We start from the raw sequence: 14,736 nt of genomic DNA, 5'->3' as shown, positions 1-14,736 counted from the left end.
CGCGCCGGCGTTGGCGGCGCGGTCGCGGGCCCGTTCCAGGGCGCGGAAGGCCGAGGCCAGCTTGCCCGACAGGTTGTCGCCGCCCAGGGCGTCCTGGGCCGAGGCGATGTCGGCCAGGGCCTTCTCGGCCGAGCCCAGCAGGGCCCGCTCCTCGGCCAGGGCCGTCTCCTCGCCGTCGCGCGGGTCGAGGCGGTCGAGTTCCGACAGGCGGAGGGTCAGTTCCTCGGTCTCGGCCGCGGCGCGGTCGGACAGGGCTTTCAGCTCGGCGGCGGCCTCGCGGGCGGCGCGCCAGCCGCTCCAGGCCGAGGACACGGCCCCGACGCTGACCTGGCCGTAGACGTCCAGCAGGGTGCGGTGGGTGCGCGGATCGAGCAGGCCGACGGTCTCGTGCTGGCCGTGCACCTCGAGCAGCAGCGCCCCGAGATCCTTGAGCACGCCGACGCTGGTGGCCTGGTCGTTGACGAAGGCGCGCGAACGGCCGTCGGGCGACAACTGGCGACGCAGGACCAGGTCCTCGTCGCGGGCGTAGTCCAGGCCCTTGTCGTCGAGATAGGCGAAGGCGGGATGGTCGGGGGCCAGGGCGAAGATGGCCGTGGCGCTGGCGTGGCCGGCGGCTCCACGACGCACCAGGCCGGCGTCGGCGCGGGCCCCGGTGGCCAGGCCCAGGGCGTCGAGGATGATCGACTTGCCGGCCCCGGTCTCGCCGGTCAACGCGGTCAGGCCCGGCCCGATGGCCAGGTCGAGGCTCTCGATGAGCACCACGTCGCGGATGGAGAGACCGATCAGCATGGTCGCGAGGATCGCCGGGAATCGCAGTTTTTCAAAGGGGGATGGACAGCCCTTTGAGAACAAAAGAAAAACGGGCCGTTTTGCAACGGCCCGCCTGTCTGATGTCTCTTCTGATGTCTCTGCTTACATCCCGAGGACGCCCATCAGGCCGCCCTTTTTCTTCTTCTCGCCCGGAGGCGCGAGGGTCGCGTCCTTGTCGCGGGTCAGGACGCGTTCGAGCAGGTTGCGCTTGTTGCCGGCCTTCAGCGGCTCGACGGCGGGCTTCAGGCCCGCATCGTTCAGCAGCTTGTAGGCGTCGGCGTACCAGCGGTCGCCCGGGAAGTTGTAGCCCAGCACCGCGCCGTTGCGCTTGGCCTCGTCGTTGAGGCCCAGGGTCAGATAGGCCTCGACCAGGCGGTAGAGAGCTTCCGGCGTGTGCGAAGTGGTCTGGTGGCGGTCGACGACGGTCTTGAAGCGGCCGATGGCGGCCAGGGTCTTGCCGTCGCGCAGGTACCAGCGGCCGATGGCCATTTCCTTGCCGGCCAGCTGGTCGTTGACCATGTCGATCTTCAGGCGGGCGTCCTGGGCGTATTCGCTGTTGGGATAGCGCTGGACGACGTCGCGCAGGGCGGCGAGCGCCTGCTCGGTGGCGGCCTGGTCGCGGTTCACGTCGACGATCTGCTCGAAGTAGCAGACGGCCTTCAGATAGAAGGCGTACGAGGCCGACGGATTGCCCGGGTACAGCGAGATGAAGCGGTCGGCGTCGCCGATCGCTTCGGAATACTGGTTGCCCATGTAGTGGGCGTAGCCGGTCATCAGGATCGAGCGACGCGACCATTCCGAATAGGGGTGCTGGCGCTCCACTTCGCGGAAGTAATCGACGGCTTCGTTCCAGCTGCCGCGGTCCAGGCGGCTGGAGCCGGTGGAGTACAGCAGTTCGACCGGACGCTCCTCATAGACGAGGGTCGGCTTCTTAGGCTTGCCGGCGCAGGCGGTCACCGACAAGGCGGCGAGCACGGCCATGATGGAAACGGCCGAACGTCCCGAGATTTTGCGAAGCACGGACTCTCTCACCCTAGAAGCATTAGCGCGCCCCCGCGCCGAACCCAGGCTTCTACACCACGTCGATGCGGGCGCAAATGAAAGCCGAAGCGGCGGGAGCGTTCCCCCGATTGATCAGACCGCTTCGGCGAGCTCCGGCGCATAGGCGCGCCAGCGCCAAGCGCGCGGTTGCTCCATCAACGCACGAACCGCGGCGTTATTGAGGCCGTGTCCGGCCAGGATTCCTTCGAACCTGCCAAGGATCGGAGCGCCGATGACATAAAGGTCGCCGACAGCGTCCAGGGCCTTGTGGCGCACGAACTCGTCCGAGCGGCGCAGGCCTTCGGGATTGAGCACGCGGTCGCCGTCGATGACCACGGCGTTCTCCATCGAACCGCCACGGGCCAGACCGATGTCGCGCAGGGCCTCGACCTCGCGCAGGAAGCCGAAGGTGCGGCAGTTCGACAGTTCCTTGCGGAAGCTGTGCTCGTCGATGACCAGATCGACGCGCTGGCGGCCGATGGCCTTGCTGGCGAAGGCGATCTCGAAGGCCACTTCGAAGGATTCGGCCGGAGAAAGGGTGGCGCGCTTGTCGCCCTCGATCACCTCGATCGGCGACAGGATCTCGATGTAGCGGCGCGCGGCTTCCTGCCGGCGGCGACCGGCGCGGTCGAGAATCTGCACGAAGGGCTCGGACGAGCCATCCATGATCGGCACTTCGGGGCCGTCGAGTTCGACGACGCAGTTGTCGACCGACAGGGCGGCCAGGGCCGCCATCAGGTGCTCGATGGTCGAGACGCGGACGTCGACGGGGTTGGCGATGACGGTGCCCAGCTGGGTCTGCACCACGGCGTCGCCGCGAACCGGCACGCGGTTGTCGCGGTCCTGGACGTCGGTGCGCACGAAGACGATCCCACTGTCAGGGGCGGCGGGGCGCACGGCGACGCGCACGTGCGCGCCCGTGTGCAGGCCGATCCCTGCGAAGATCACCGGTCCTGCGACCGTGTGCTGATGATAAGGCGAAACCGACACGAGAAACCTTTGATCTATTTTGGGAGCGGCTCTGGCGGCCGCCTATTCGTCCCCATTTACCGTCTACGAGCTTCGCCGCGCCGCAGCAACGCAAGTCCTGTTTCTGATTGTTACCTACCCAAGGCCTTGTGGGATAAGGCGTTTTCGCCATTTCGACGCCCCATTTCCGCCTTGCTCGCGAACGGCGCCGCAGCATGCTCCGGGCACGACGGAAACCTTTGCCCTCGCCCCTGGCATCGGACGCAAGGCGCCGCTAGGCTCCGCGCGTTTTCTGGCATCAGAGCCGTCTGGACCACGACTTCCATGACCAAGACCTTGCGCATCGCCGCCTCCGCCCTCGCCCTTTCGCTCGCCGCCTTCGCGGTAGCCCCGACCGCCCTGGCGGAAGGCCGAGGCTTCACCGCCAAGGACATGGTCACGCTCGAGCGGGTCAGCGAGCCCAAGGTGTCGCCGGACGGCCGCCAGGTGATCTACCTGGTGCGCAGCATGGACCTCCCGGCCAACAAGGCCTCGTTCTCGCTGTGGGTCGCCGACCTGAAGGCCAGGATCGCCCCGCGCCGCCTGGCGGTGTCGGACGGCGGCGTCTCCAGCGCCCGCTGGTCGGCCGACGGCAAGAGCATCTACTTCCTGTCGGGCCGCGCCGGTTCGGACCAGGTGTTCCGCACCGACGCATCGGGTGACACCGCCGTTCAGGTGACCAAGGCCCCGTTCGACGTCGGCGCCTTCAAGGTGTCGGCCGACGGCAAGACCGTGGTGGTCAGCCAGGCCGTCTTCCCCGACTGCCCCACCCTGGCCTGCACCCAGGAGCGCCTGGACGCCCGCAAGGCCCAGAAGACGACCGGCGTCGTCTACGACAAGCTGTTCATCCGCCACTGGGATACGTGGAACGACGGCACGAAGAACCACCTCTACGCCTACACGCTGGACGCCTCGGGCGTGGCGGCGGGCGAGCCCGTGGCCCTGATGGCCGGCTTCGACGGCGACGCGCCGACCAAGCCCTTCGGCGGCGACGAGGACTTCACCATCAGCCCCGACGGCAAGACCGTGGTGTTCTCGGCCAAGGTCGCCGGCCGCGACGAGCCCTGGCAGACCAATTACGACCTGTGGTCGGTTCCGGTCGACGGCTCGGCCAAGCCTGCCAACCTGACCGAGGACAACAAGGCCTGGGACGCCCAGCCGACCTTCTCGCCGGACGGCAAGACGGAAGCGTGGCTGGCCATGAAGCGTCCGGGCTTCGAGGCCGACCGCTTCGGGATCATGGTGCGCGAGAACGGCAAGGTGCGTGAAGTCGCCCCGGCCTGGGACCGCTCGGCCCAGTCGATCACCTTCAGCGCCGACGGCAAGACCATCTACACGACCGCCGAGGACGTGGGTCAGACCAAGCTGTTCGCCATCGACGTCAAGACCGGCAAGGCTGCGGCCCTGACCGGCGAGGGCCATGTCAGCGCGTTCAGCGTCGCCGGCGGCCAGACCGTCATCGCCCAGGACAACCTGAAGACCCCAGGCCAGCTCTACGCCCTCCTCCCGAAGGGCAAGGGCGAGCCGATCAAGCTGACCGGCCTCAACGCCGACAAGCTGGACGGCGTGGCCATGGGCGACGCCGAGCAGTTCAGCTTCAAGGGCTGGAACGACGAGACCGTGCACGGCTATCTGGTGAAGCCCGCCAACTTCGATCCGTCGAAGAAGTATCCGGTGGCCTTCCTGATCCACGGCGGCCCGCAAGGCTCGTTCGGCAACCTCTTCCACTACCGCTGGAACGCCCAGACCTACGCCGGCGCCGGCTACGCCGTGGTGATGATCGATTTCCACGGCTCGACCGGCTACGGCCAGGGCTTCACCGACGCCATCAGCCAGCACTGGGGCGACCGCCCGCTGGAAGACCTGCAGAAGGGCTGGGCCTTCGCGACCCAGAAGTATTCCTTCCTCGACCAGGACCGCGCCTGCGCCCTGGGCGGCTCGTACGGCGGCTTCATGATCAACTGGATCGCCAGCCAGTGGAAGCAGCCCTGGAAGTGCCTGGTGAACCACGACGGCATCTTCGACAGCCGCTTCATGGGCTATTCGACCGAAGAGCTGTGGTTCAGCGAGTGGGAGAACGGCGGAACGCCGTGGGAGCCCAACACCACCTATTCGAAGTTCAACCCGGCCGACCACGTGGCCGAGTGGAGCGTGCCGACCCTGGTCGTCCAGGGCCAGAACGACTTCCGCGTGCCGCTGGAAGAAGGCATCGCCACCTTCACGGCCCTGCAGCGCAAGGGCGTGCCCAGCAAGCTGCTGTACTTCCCCAACGAGAACCACTGGGTGCTGAAGGCCCAGAACTCGGTCCAGTGGCACGACGAGGTGCTGGGCTGGCTGAACGAATGGACGGGGAAGTAACAGAAAACGCGCCCTTCCCCCTTGATGGGGGAAGGGAGCTTGAAATCAGATCCGGCCCGTCGCGACCGACCAGGTCAGGCGGGCCTTTTTTTCGAGTTCGCTAAGGTCGCGTCCCCTCGCCTGCTCACCGGCCAGGGCGACGACGGCGACGGCCGGGAAGGCCGCGATCGGCAGGGCCTTGAGCTCGGTGCGGGCGGCGGTCTTCTGACCGGCCACCAGGGCCTGGAGGTCGGCGGCGGTCCACTTGAACGGCAGGCGCGAGCGGCCGGCCAGTTTCAGCCGCCACAGGCCCGCCAGGCCGTAGGCGCGGGCCGCGGCGCGCACGGACGCCGGATCGGCGGCGGGATCGAGGCGCTGGGCGACAAGACCCGCCAGGGCGCCGGCGGTGGCGTCGAGATAGGCCAGCACCCCGGCCTCGTCGACGAAGGGCGCTTCCTCCAGGTCGGCGAGGCGAGCCTCCGCCATTCGCGCCAGGGCCAGCGGATCGACGCCCGAAGCGGCCAGGGCCTCGACGGCGGGATGCTTGCGCGGCGGCTGGCCGGCGGCCAGCTCCTCCATCGCCTCGCGCCACCAGGTCAGGCGGATCTCGCCCATCAGGGCGTTGGTGACGCCGCCGGCCACCCGCGCCAGTTCGTAGTTGAAGGCCAGCAGGGCCACGACGTCGGCCCGCGCCGCCAGGTCGGCGACGAAGCGGCTGGCGAGCCAGCGATCCGGGTCCATGCGGCGGACCAGGTCGTCGAGGCCGGAATCGTAGGGGTTGTCGGGGGCTGCGGACATGGCGCGGCTTATGCCCCCGTAAGACCCAAAGAAAAAGGCCCGCCGGTCGGGCGGGCCTTGATCCGAGCCGTCGGGCCGATCAGCCGAACAGCGTCTGGTACATCGTCATCGTCACCAGCATCGGGATGCTGAGCAGGGTGTTGATGCGCGAGAACAGCATGGCGAGCTTGGCCGCCTTGGCCTTGGTCTCGTCGTCGGCCGGCACCAGGCCAAGGGCGCGCTTCTGGTTCGGCCAGATCACGCCCCAGACGTTCACGAACATGATCGTCGCCAGCCACATGCCCATGCCGATGAAGGTGAAGCCCATGTCGACGCCGCGCTGGTAGCCGTGCCAGGCGCCCAGGGTCATGGCTTCCATCAGGTAGCCGCGGCTGAAGGCCACGACCATGCCCATCAGCCAGGTGGCCAGGGCCGCCCAGCGGAACCAGAACAGGGCCTCGGGCGCGATGTACTTGGTCACCGCCGGCTTCAGCTCGGCCGGGATGCTCGGCATCACCCGGATCTGCACGAAGTTGAAGTAGTAGAGCAGCCCGATCCACAGGATGCCGAACAGCACGTGCAGCCAGCGGAACACCGCCTGCCAGTAGGCGCCGTGGAAGCCGCTGGGGCTATGCCCGAAGCCGAACACCATGATCAGGGCCAGCACGAAGCTGACGATGATGGTGCTGCGGAAATTGGTGAGGATCCCGGACAATTCAGCCCCCTGAAGCCGTTGCGTGGCGGCCAGGATAGGGAGAGTCGGGAAAATGATCCTCCCCCTGAAGGGGGAGGTGTCGGCAAAGCCGACGGAGGGGGATGTGGTTGGAGAAGTCGAAGGGACCGGAGAGGAAGCAGGAACTTCTCCCTCCGGGCCACCTCCCCCTTTCAGGGGGAGGATCAGGGGTCTAAACCGCGATCAGCGCCGCGGCGAGGCGGCGGCCTTCGCTGGCCAGGACGTTGTAGGTGCGAGCGGCGGCCTCGGTGCTCATGAACTCGAGACCCAGGCCCGCGGCCTTCAGGGCGTCGCGCACCGGGCGCGGCGGCAGGGCGTTGGCGAGACCCACGCCCAGCAGCACGAACTCCACCGCCCCGCCCGCGGCGTAGACCGGGGCGAAAGCTTCGGGCGTGAGGTCGGCCAGCGACGTCGCGCCCCAGTCCAGCGGCTGATCGTCGATGATCAGCAGCGAACCGGGACGCCAGACGCCGGAGACCCGGAAGCCGCCGCCGCCCCAGGCGTCGATCGACGGGGGCTGGCGAGGGGTAAGCGGTTGGCTTCCAGAGGGGCTCACGGGCGGCTGGCCGCGCCGAGCTTGATCGGCTTGGCTTCCTCGTCGCCGCGCTTCAGGCCCCAGACCAGGATGATCGGCAGGGCGATGTAGATCGACGAATAGGTGCCGATGATGATGCCGAACACCATGGTGAAGACCAGCGGGAACAGCACCGGGCCGCCGAAGATCATCGTGCCGCCCAGCGCCAGCAGCGCCGTCGAGCCGGTGATGATCGTCCGCGACAGACGCTCGTTCTCCGACAGGTCGATGATCTCGCGCAGCGGCGTCGACTTGTACTTGCGCAGGTTTTCCTTGAGGCGGTCGAAGGTGATGACCTTTTCGTTCATCGAGTAGCCGATGACCGTCAGAAGGGCCGCGACCGAGGTCATCGAGAACTCGATCTGCATCACCGACAGCACGCCCAGGGTCAGGATGATGTCGTGGAACACGGCCACGACGGCGCCGACGCCGAACTGCCACTGGAAGCGGAACCAGATGTAGCCGAGCATCAGCAGCAGGGCGATGCCCAGCGCCTTGAAGCCGCCCATCAACAGCTCGCCCGAGACCTTGGCGCCGATGACGGTCGGCGCCGGCATGGTCATGCCGGGGAACTTGGCGATGATCTCGCTCTTGATGCGGTTGGCCTCGACCTGGGCGTTGCCGCCCTCGGTCGGCAGGAACCGGACCATCGCCGAGTTCGGCGCGCCGAAGCCCTGGACCTGCACGTCGTGCGCGCCGGTGGACTTGGCGACGGCGCGCAGCTTGTCCAGGTCGATGGGCGCGGTCGCGGGCGTACGGGCTTCAAGGGCGACGCCGCCCTTGAAGTCGATGCCCAGGTTCAGGCCCTGGGTGAAGAACGACACGCCCGAGCCGAGGATCAGGACGAGCGAGATAACCGCGGCGACGGGCGCCCAGCGCACGAAGCGGTAGTGGGTCGAGCGCGGGATCAGGCGGATGAGGGGCCAAGCAGCCATGAGCTTTGATCCTTACGCGATCGGCAGCTTCTTCGGCTTGGTGGCCTTGAACCACCAACCGATGAGCACTTGAGTGATGATGATGGCGGTGAACAGCGAGGTGAACACGCCGATGGCCAGGGTCCAGGCGAAGCCCTTCACCGGACCCGAGCCGAAGCTGAACATGATGCCGGCCGAGATCAGGCTGGTGATGTTGGCGTCGAGGATCGACACCAGCGCCAGCCGGTAGCCGGTGTCGGCGGCCGACATCGGCGATCGTCCCGCGGCCGCCTCGTCGCGCATGCGCTCGTAGATCAGCACGTTGGCGTCGACGGCGACGGCCAGCGTCAGGATCAGGCCGGCGATGCCCGGGAAGGTCAGGGTCGCCTGGGTGAACGACATGATGCCGACGATCAGCAGCACGTTGGCCACCAGGGCCAGGGCCGCGAACACGCCGAACAGGCCGTAGGCCAGGATGATGAAGACGAACATCGCCGCCGCGCCGATGGCCAGCGAGATGGCGCCGGCCTTGACCGCGTCCGCGCCCAGTTCGGCGCCGACGGTGCGTTGCTCTTCGATGTTCAGCTGGGCCGGCAGGGCGCCCGAACGCAGCAGCAGCGACAGTTCCGCGGCGCTTTCGACCGTGAAGTTGCCGGTGATCTGGCCCGAGCCGCCGATGATCGGCGTCTGGATGGTCGGCGCCGAGAGCACCTTGTTGTCGAGAACGATGGCGAAACGCTTGCCGATGTTGCGCGAAGTGGCGTCGCCGAACTTGCGCGAACCCGAGCCGTTGAAGCGGAACGACACCACCGGGCGACCGCTCTGGCCGTCGAAGGCCTGCTGGGCGTCGACCAGTTCCTCGCCCGAGACCACGGCGCGCTTCTTCAGGGCGTAGGCCGGCGCGTAGCCGTCGGAGCTGGGCACCATCACCACGCCGGGCGGCATGCGGCCCGAAGCCATTTCTTCCTGGGTGACCGACTCGTCGACCATCTGGAAGGTCAGCTTGGCGGTCTTGCCGATCACGGCCTTCAGACGCTCCGGATCGCTTTCGCCGGCGGCCTGGATGACGATCCGGTCAGCGCCCTGGCGGGTGATCGTCGGTTCCTTGGTGCCCAGGCTATCGATCCGGCGACGGATGGTCTCGATCGACTGCTCGACGGCCTTGGCGGCGTCGGCCTTGGCGGCCTCCGGCGCGAACGCCAGCTCGATGCGCTGGTCGGCCTTGGTCGAGACGATCACGTCCTTGGTCAGCGTGCCCTGCAGCGGGCTGCCGAGCTTGCTCAGCTCGGTCACCGCAGCGGCCACCTTCGAGCCGTCGTCGATCCGCACCGAGATGACGCCGCCCGCTTCACCCAGGCCGTTGAAGCTGATTCCGGCCGTGCGCAGAGTGGTGCGCACGTCTTCGACCAGGTTGCCCAGGCGCTCCTTGCGCAGGGCGGCGGTGTCGACCTCGTACAGAAGGTACGACCCGCCCTGAAGGTCGAGGCCAAGGTTCAGCTTCTGCTTGGGAACCCATCCCGGCAGGGCGTCTAGCGTCTTCTGCGGCAGCAGGTTCGGCAGGGTGAAGACGATGCCGAAGATCACCGACAAGGTGACGATGGCGATCTTCCAGCGGGATAGGCTCAGCATGGACTACGGGGCTCTCGACGACGCCGGGGCGCCAGGGCGGGCTAGTTGGACCTGATCTTACTCAGTTCTTCGGATCGTTGGCCGGAGCGGGATCGCCCTTGGCCGTGACTTCGGTGATCATGCCCTTGCGCACCTTGACGGTGACGCCCTGGGCGATCTCGACGCCGACTTCCTTTTCCTCGACGCGCACGATCTTGCCGAGCACGCCGCTCGACAGCACGACGTTGTCGCCGCGCTTCAGGTTGTTGATCGTGGCCTGATGTTCCTTCTGACGCTTTTGCTGCGGGCGCAGGATCATGAAGTAGAAAAACACGATCAGGATCACAGGCAGGCCAAAAGCCTGGATCAACGCGTTCGGATCGCTCGGCATAACGTCTCCAAGAATTTCAAGCGGCAGGGGACGTCTGAAATAGGGCCCCCGCCAAGTCGGCGGAAGCTATGCGTTCACCCTCCCTTTTGCAATGAGGGCCCTTTTGCAATGCCGCCCCTTTTGCAATGAGAGCGCGAGGGGGTAAGGAGCGTGGCCATGACCGAAGCCGCCCTGCCCCTGCTCGCCCGCATCGCCGACGCCCTGGAGCGCCTGGCCCCGCCAGCCACCATCGCGCCGGACTTCTCGGGCGCGCGCCTGTTCCGCCACGAGCCGGTGTCGGGCGCCTTCCTGCCCGCGCCCGACTACGCGATGGATATCGAGCTTTTGGTGGGAATCGAGCGCCAGAAGGACCGCTTCATCCAGAACCTGCGCCGCTTCGCCACCGGCCTGCCCTGCAACCACGTGCTGCTGTGGGGCGTGCGCGGCACGGGCAAGAGCTCGCTGACCAAGTCTGCCTTCATGGCCCTGACCGCCGAATATCCGGACCTGAAGCTGGTCGAGGTCGATCGCGACGAGGTCGCCGCCCTGCCCCCGCTGTTCGACGCCCTGCGCGTGCGGAGCGAGCGCTTCGTGGTGCTGTGCGACGACCTGTCGTTCGAGGACGGCGCGGCGGCGGCCAAGGCCCTGAAATCGGCGCTGGAAGGCGGCGTGGCCGGTCCGCCGGAGAATGTTCTGTTCGTCTCGACCTCCAACCGTCGCCACCTGATGCCGCGCGACCACGCCGAGAGCCAGGGCGCCATTGCCTCGGCCGAGAACGCCGAGGAGGAGATGAGCGTCTCCGACCGCTTCGGCCTGTGGATCGGCTTCCCGCCCATGGATCAGCCGACCTACCTGGCGGCGATCAACACCTACGCCGAGCGCTTCGGCCTGAAGGTCGAGAACCTGGAGCGCCGGGCCCTGCAGTGGTCGCAGCTGCGCGGCGCCCGTTCGGGCCGCGTGGCCTGGCAGTTCGTGCGCGACCTGGCCGGCGAACTGGGCGTACATTTGCCCGCATAAGAAAAACACCGGGGGGAGGCGCGGCCATGGCCAAGCCGTGGTTCAGGGTCAAGCGGTTCGGCTATGGCGCGGGATTGCCTTGCGCCTGGCAGGGCTGGGTCGTTCTGGCCGTCCACCTGGCCTTGCTGGTCGCCGCCTCCGCGCTCCTGGCGGGCCGCCCTCTTCCGCTGTCGATCGTGGTGATCACGTCCACCCTGGGCGTGGTCTGGATCGCCTGGAAGACCAGCGACGCGCCCTGGCGCTGGAGGGATGGCGGAGAGGACTGAGGCGGCCTCTCCACCTCCGCCGTCAGTTCTTCTTGGCGTCCTTCACCGCGCCTTCCAGGTCGCCCGAGCGCACGCCGCCCACCACCTTGTCCTTCTTGCCTTCCTTCTTGAGTTCCTTGTCGCCGGTGATCGTACCGACGGCGGACTCGACCTTGCCGGTGGTCTTCTGGGTCTTGCCGGCGTCCTTGTCGCAGGCGGAAAGGCCCAGCAGGGCGACGGTGGCGATAGCGGCGAGGGAAAGCGGACGGGTCAGGTTCATGCGGTGAAGCTCCATCTGTGGAAGCTCAACGCGCCTTGTCGCGCTTTGGTTCGCCCTGCCTAGAGCCTCAGGCCGGCTCGACGACCGGCGGGGTCTTCTTCTCGGTCAGGGCCACCAGGGCCACGCCCAGCATGGTCGCGCCGCCGCCGATGACCAGCTGCGGCGACAGGTCGTCGCCCATGAACAGCACCCCGATCGTGCACGAGACCAGCGGCGTCAGCAGGAAATAGGGCGTCACCCGGCCCGCCTCGCGCCGCTGCACCAGCCAGAACAGCAGGGCGCTGGCTCCGATGGTCGAGACCACGCCGGCGAACACCACGCAGGCCCAGGCGATCGGCGGCGCGGCCTGGACGCGCGGGATCACGTCCGGCTCGAAGGCGAAGGACAGGGCGATCAGCGCCGGCGCGGCGACCAGGGCCGTCATGCCCTGCACCTTCAGCGGCTTCACGCCCGGGGTCTTGCGCACCAGCACCGTGGCCACCGCCCAGATCGCGGCGGCGATCACGCCCAGCACGATGGCCGGCAGGTCGGCCGCGCCGTGGGGGTCCAGGCTCATCCAAGCCACGCCCGCGAAGGCGACGGCCAGCCCGGCGACGGCCGGCATGCGCATGGTCTCGCCCAGCATGCGCCAGGCGAACAGGGCCGTGAACGGGATCCACAGCTGGGTCGCCACCACCAGCGGGCTCAGCGATTTCGCCATGCCGAACGCCAGATAGATGATCCCGAAGTGGATCGGCCCCGACAGCAGCACGATCGCCAGCAGCCGCTTCCAGTCGGGAAACGGCGGCCGCACGAACGGGAACAGAAAGGCCAGGGCCAGCGCGAAGCGCAGGCCGCCCACCATCATCGGCGGCAGGGCGGCGGTCGCCACCTTGGCCGCGGCGTTGTTCAGCCCCCAGGTCATGATGATCGCCAGGATCGCGAGACGCTCGAGCGTCGTCAGGGGGCCGGTGGAGGCGGACATGGGGCCGCTTGGATCAGACCCCGCCGGTTCCTTCAACCCCGCCGGCGATTACGACCTCGCGAATGGCCGACAGCAGGATGTCGAGATCCGCGTCCGGCGTGGTGAAGGCCGGCGTCAGATAGACCACCTTGCCCATCGGCCGGATCCAGGCGCCCTTCTCCGCGAAGGCCTGGCACAGCGCGCCGACGGCCACGGGCGAGACGAACTCCACCACGCCGATCGCCCCCAGCACCCGCACGTCGACGACGCCCGGCGCGCTGCGGCAAGGTTCCAGCCCGGCCTTCAGCGCGGCCGAGATCCGCGCCACCTCGGCCTTCCAGTTTCCCGCCTCGAACAGATCGAGCGAGGCGTTGGCGGCGGCGCAGGCCAGCGCATTGCCCATGTAGGTCGGGCCGTGCATCAGGGCCGCGCCGGCGTCGTCGGACCAGAAGGCCTCGAACACCTTGCGCGAGGCCACGGCCGCCGACAGCGGCAGGGTTCCGCCCGTGAGGGCCTTGGACAGGGTGACGATGTCCGGCTCGATCCCGGCCGCCTGCATGGCGAAAAGCTCGCCCGTGCGACCAAAGCCGGTGAAGATCTCGTCGAAGATCAGCAGCACGTCGTGCTTGTCGGCCAGGCGGCGCAGGCGGCGCAGCACTTCGGGATCGTGGAACAGCATGCCGCCGGCGCCCTGCACCAGGGGCTCGGTCAGCATGGCGGCGATCTCCCCGCCCCTTTCCGCCAGCAGCGCATCGAGCGCGGCTTCGGACGCGTCGTCCAGCGGCAGGTCGGCGATCACCTGACTCGGCATCACGCCCGAGAACAGGCTGTGCATCCCCTCCTCCGGGTCGCAGACCGTCATCGTCGCCAGGGTGTCGCCGTGATAGCCGCCCCGGAACGACAGGAAGCGCGTGCGCCCACGCTCGCCGCGATTGATGTGGAACTGCAGCGCCATCTTCATGGCGATCTCGACCGAGACCGAGCCGGACTCGGCGAAGAACACGTAATCCAGATCACCCGGCAGGATCGCCGCCAGCCGCGCGGCCAGGCGATAGGCGGGCTCATGGGCCAGGCCGCCGAACATCACGTGCGGCATGGCCTCCAACTGCTCGCGCACGGCGGCGGCGATATGGGGGTGGTTGTAGCCGTGCACGGCCGTCCACCAACTGGCGATGCCGTCGACCAGTTCGCGCCCGTCGGCCAGAACCAGTCGCGAGCCTTGCGTGCGCACCACCGGAAGCGGCGCCGGGGCCGTCTTCATCTGGCAGTAGGGCCGCCAGACGTGCTTGGCGCCTTCGGCGAGCCAGTCGGGGGTGCTCATGACGATCCTTCGTTGCGCCGGCGGGGTGGCTTGCCTAGAGCGTCCCGGCCCCTCAGGGCAAACGGGAACTGAATCGGCATGCACAGTCTGGACGCCTTCGCGAGCGGCAAGCTCGCGGCCCTGGAGGCCATGAGCCTGCGCCGCCGGCTGAAGCCCACCCGTCGCCTGCCCGGCGCGATCGTCGAGCGTGACGGCAAGCGGCTGCTGTCCTTCTCCTGCAACGACTATCTGGGCCTGTCGCAGCATCCCGCCGTCATCGCCGCCGCCCAGGCCGCGGTGGCGGAGTACGGCGCGGGCTCCGGCGCCTCGCGCCTGGTCACCGGCGACAGCCCGCTGATCTCGGAGCTGGAGAGCCGTCTGGCCCTTCTGAAGGGGACAGAGGCCTGCGTCGTCTTCGGCTCCGGCTATCTGGCCAACACGGGGGTGATCCCGACCTTCGCGGGCAAGCAGGACGTCGTCTTCGTCGACGAACTGGCCCACGCCTGCATCTGGGCCGGGGCGCAGCTTTCCGGCGCCAAGGTGGTCAGCTTCCCGCACAACGACAGCGACGCCTTGGCGCAGCTGCTGGCGGAGCACCGCTCCAGCTTCCGCCACGCCATCGTCGCCACCGACGGGGTGTTCTCGATGGACGGCGACGTCGCGCCGCTCGACTGGCTGTCGGCGGTCTGCGAGGCCAACGACGCCTGGCTGCTGGTCGACGACGCCCACGGCGTCGGCGTGCTGGGCGGGGGCAAGGGAACGGCCGCCCTGTTCCCCGA

16 protein-coding genes are annotated in these 14,736 nt (G+C 68.2%); 4 read left to right on the top strand and 12 right to left on the bottom strand.

Going from position 1 to position 14,736, the window contains the following annotated elements; translation table 11 throughout:
* From DMC18_RS10500 to lpxC, 3 genes are all read right to left on the bottom strand, one after another.
* On the bottom strand, positions 1-789 hold a 789-nt coding region (locus DMC18_RS10500), incomplete at its 3' end, for an AAA family ATPase (protein WP_146218043.1).
* A 123-nt stretch (positions 790-912) separates the two neighbouring features.
* Entirely contained in the window at positions 913-1,842 is a 930-nt protein-coding gene (locus DMC18_RS10495; RefSeq protein WP_110121813.1) for an outer membrane protein assembly factor BamD, read from the bottom strand.
* Positions 1,843-1,944: 102 nt separating this feature from the next.
* The gene (lpxC, locus tag DMC18_RS10490; RefSeq protein ID WP_110121812.1) at positions 1,945-2,841 is read right to left on the bottom strand and encodes a UDP-3-O-acyl-N-acetylglucosamine deacetylase; all 897 of its coding nucleotides are present in this window, start codon (positions 2,839-2,841) and stop codon (positions 1,945-1,947) included.
* A gap of 303 nt (positions 2,842-3,144) precedes the next feature.
* Between lpxC and DMC18_RS10485 the strand changes: the two genes are divergently transcribed.
* On the top strand, positions 3,145-5,217 hold the full coding sequence (locus DMC18_RS10485; protein WP_110121811.1) for a S9 family peptidase: 2,073 nt from the start codon (positions 3,145-3,147) through the stop codon (positions 5,215-5,217).
* 45 nt (positions 5,218-5,262) lie between these two features.
* On the opposite strand, the gene DMC18_RS10480 is transcribed toward DMC18_RS10485, so the two are convergent.
* From DMC18_RS10480 to yajC, 6 genes are all read right to left on the bottom strand, one after another.
* Positions 5,263-5,994, bottom strand: coding sequence for a squalene/phytoene synthase family protein (locus tag DMC18_RS10480; RefSeq protein WP_110132921.1), 732 nt, complete (start codon positions 5,992-5,994; stop codon positions 5,263-5,265).
* Positions 5,995-6,073: 79 nt separating this feature from the next.
* Positions 6,074-6,688 (bottom strand): urate hydroxylase PuuD, encoded by a 615-nt coding sequence (locus tag DMC18_RS10475; protein ID WP_110121809.1) that lies wholly within the window; start codon positions 6,686-6,688, stop codon positions 6,074-6,076.
* Positions 6,689-6,878: 190 nt separating this feature from the next.
* Positions 6,879-7,262, bottom strand: a complete 384-nt coding sequence (locus DMC18_RS10470) for an Mth938-like domain-containing protein (protein ID WP_110121808.1) — start codon at positions 7,260-7,262, stop codon at positions 6,879-6,881.
* The gene (gene secF / locus DMC18_RS10465; protein ID WP_110121807.1) at positions 7,259-8,215 is read right to left on the bottom strand and encodes a protein translocase subunit SecF; all 957 of its coding nucleotides are present in this window, start codon (positions 8,213-8,215) and stop codon (positions 7,259-7,261) included. The genes DMC18_RS10470 and secF overlap by 4 nt, the downstream gene beginning before the upstream one ends.
* Positions 8,216-8,227: 12 nt before the next feature.
* Entirely contained in the window at positions 8,228-9,823 is a 1,596-nt protein-coding gene (secD, locus tag DMC18_RS10460; protein ID WP_110121806.1) for a protein translocase subunit SecD, read from the bottom strand.
* A 61-nt stretch (positions 9,824-9,884) separates the two neighbouring features.
* Complete coding sequence (gene yajC / locus DMC18_RS10455) at positions 9,885-10,193, bottom strand: preprotein translocase subunit YajC (RefSeq protein WP_110121805.1); 309 nt, start codon at positions 10,191-10,193, stop codon at positions 9,885-9,887.
* Between the two features lie 156 nt (positions 10,194-10,349).
* Between yajC and DMC18_RS10450 the strand changes: the two genes are divergently transcribed.
* Entirely contained in the window at positions 10,350-11,189 is an 840-nt protein-coding gene (locus tag DMC18_RS10450; RefSeq protein WP_110121804.1) for an ATP-binding protein, read from the top strand.
* A gap of 26 nt (positions 11,190-11,215) precedes the next feature.
* Positions 11,216-11,455, top strand: coding sequence for a hypothetical protein (locus DMC18_RS10445; RefSeq protein WP_110121803.1), 240 nt, complete (start codon positions 11,216-11,218; stop codon positions 11,453-11,455).
* Between the two features lie 22 nt (positions 11,456-11,477).
* Here DMC18_RS10445 and DMC18_RS10440 read toward each other — a convergent pair whose 3' ends face one another.
* The 3 genes from DMC18_RS10440 to DMC18_RS10430 all read right to left on the bottom strand — a co-directional run bounded on the left by DMC18_RS10440 (position 11,478) and on the right by DMC18_RS10430 (position 13,978).
* Complete coding sequence (locus DMC18_RS10440) at positions 11,478-11,714, bottom strand: CsbD family protein (RefSeq protein WP_233245364.1); 237 nt, start codon at positions 11,712-11,714, stop codon at positions 11,478-11,480.
* A 67-nt stretch (positions 11,715-11,781) separates the two neighbouring features.
* Positions 11,782-12,678: a DMT family transporter gene (locus tag DMC18_RS10435; protein WP_110121802.1), complete on the bottom strand. Its 897-nt coding sequence runs from the start codon at positions 12,676-12,678 to the stop codon at positions 11,782-11,784.
* A gap of 13 nt (positions 12,679-12,691) precedes the next feature.
* Entirely contained in the window at positions 12,692-13,978 is a 1,287-nt protein-coding gene (locus tag DMC18_RS10430) for an adenosylmethionine--8-amino-7-oxononanoate transaminase (RefSeq protein ID WP_110121801.1), read from the bottom strand.
* A gap of 78 nt (positions 13,979-14,056) precedes the next feature.
* Between DMC18_RS10430 and DMC18_RS10425 the strand changes: the two genes are divergently transcribed.
* Positions 14,057-14,736 (top strand): aminotransferase class I/II-fold pyridoxal phosphate-dependent enzyme (locus DMC18_RS10425; protein ID WP_146218042.1); only part of this gene is annotated, 680 nt, incomplete at its 3' end.

It is taken from the genome of Caulobacter sp. D5 (assembly GCF_003185805.1).
Taxonomy (GTDB): domain Bacteria; phylum Pseudomonadota; class Alphaproteobacteria; order Caulobacterales; family Caulobacteraceae; genus Caulobacter.
This window is presented reverse-complemented; position numbering and strand designations above follow the sequence as displayed.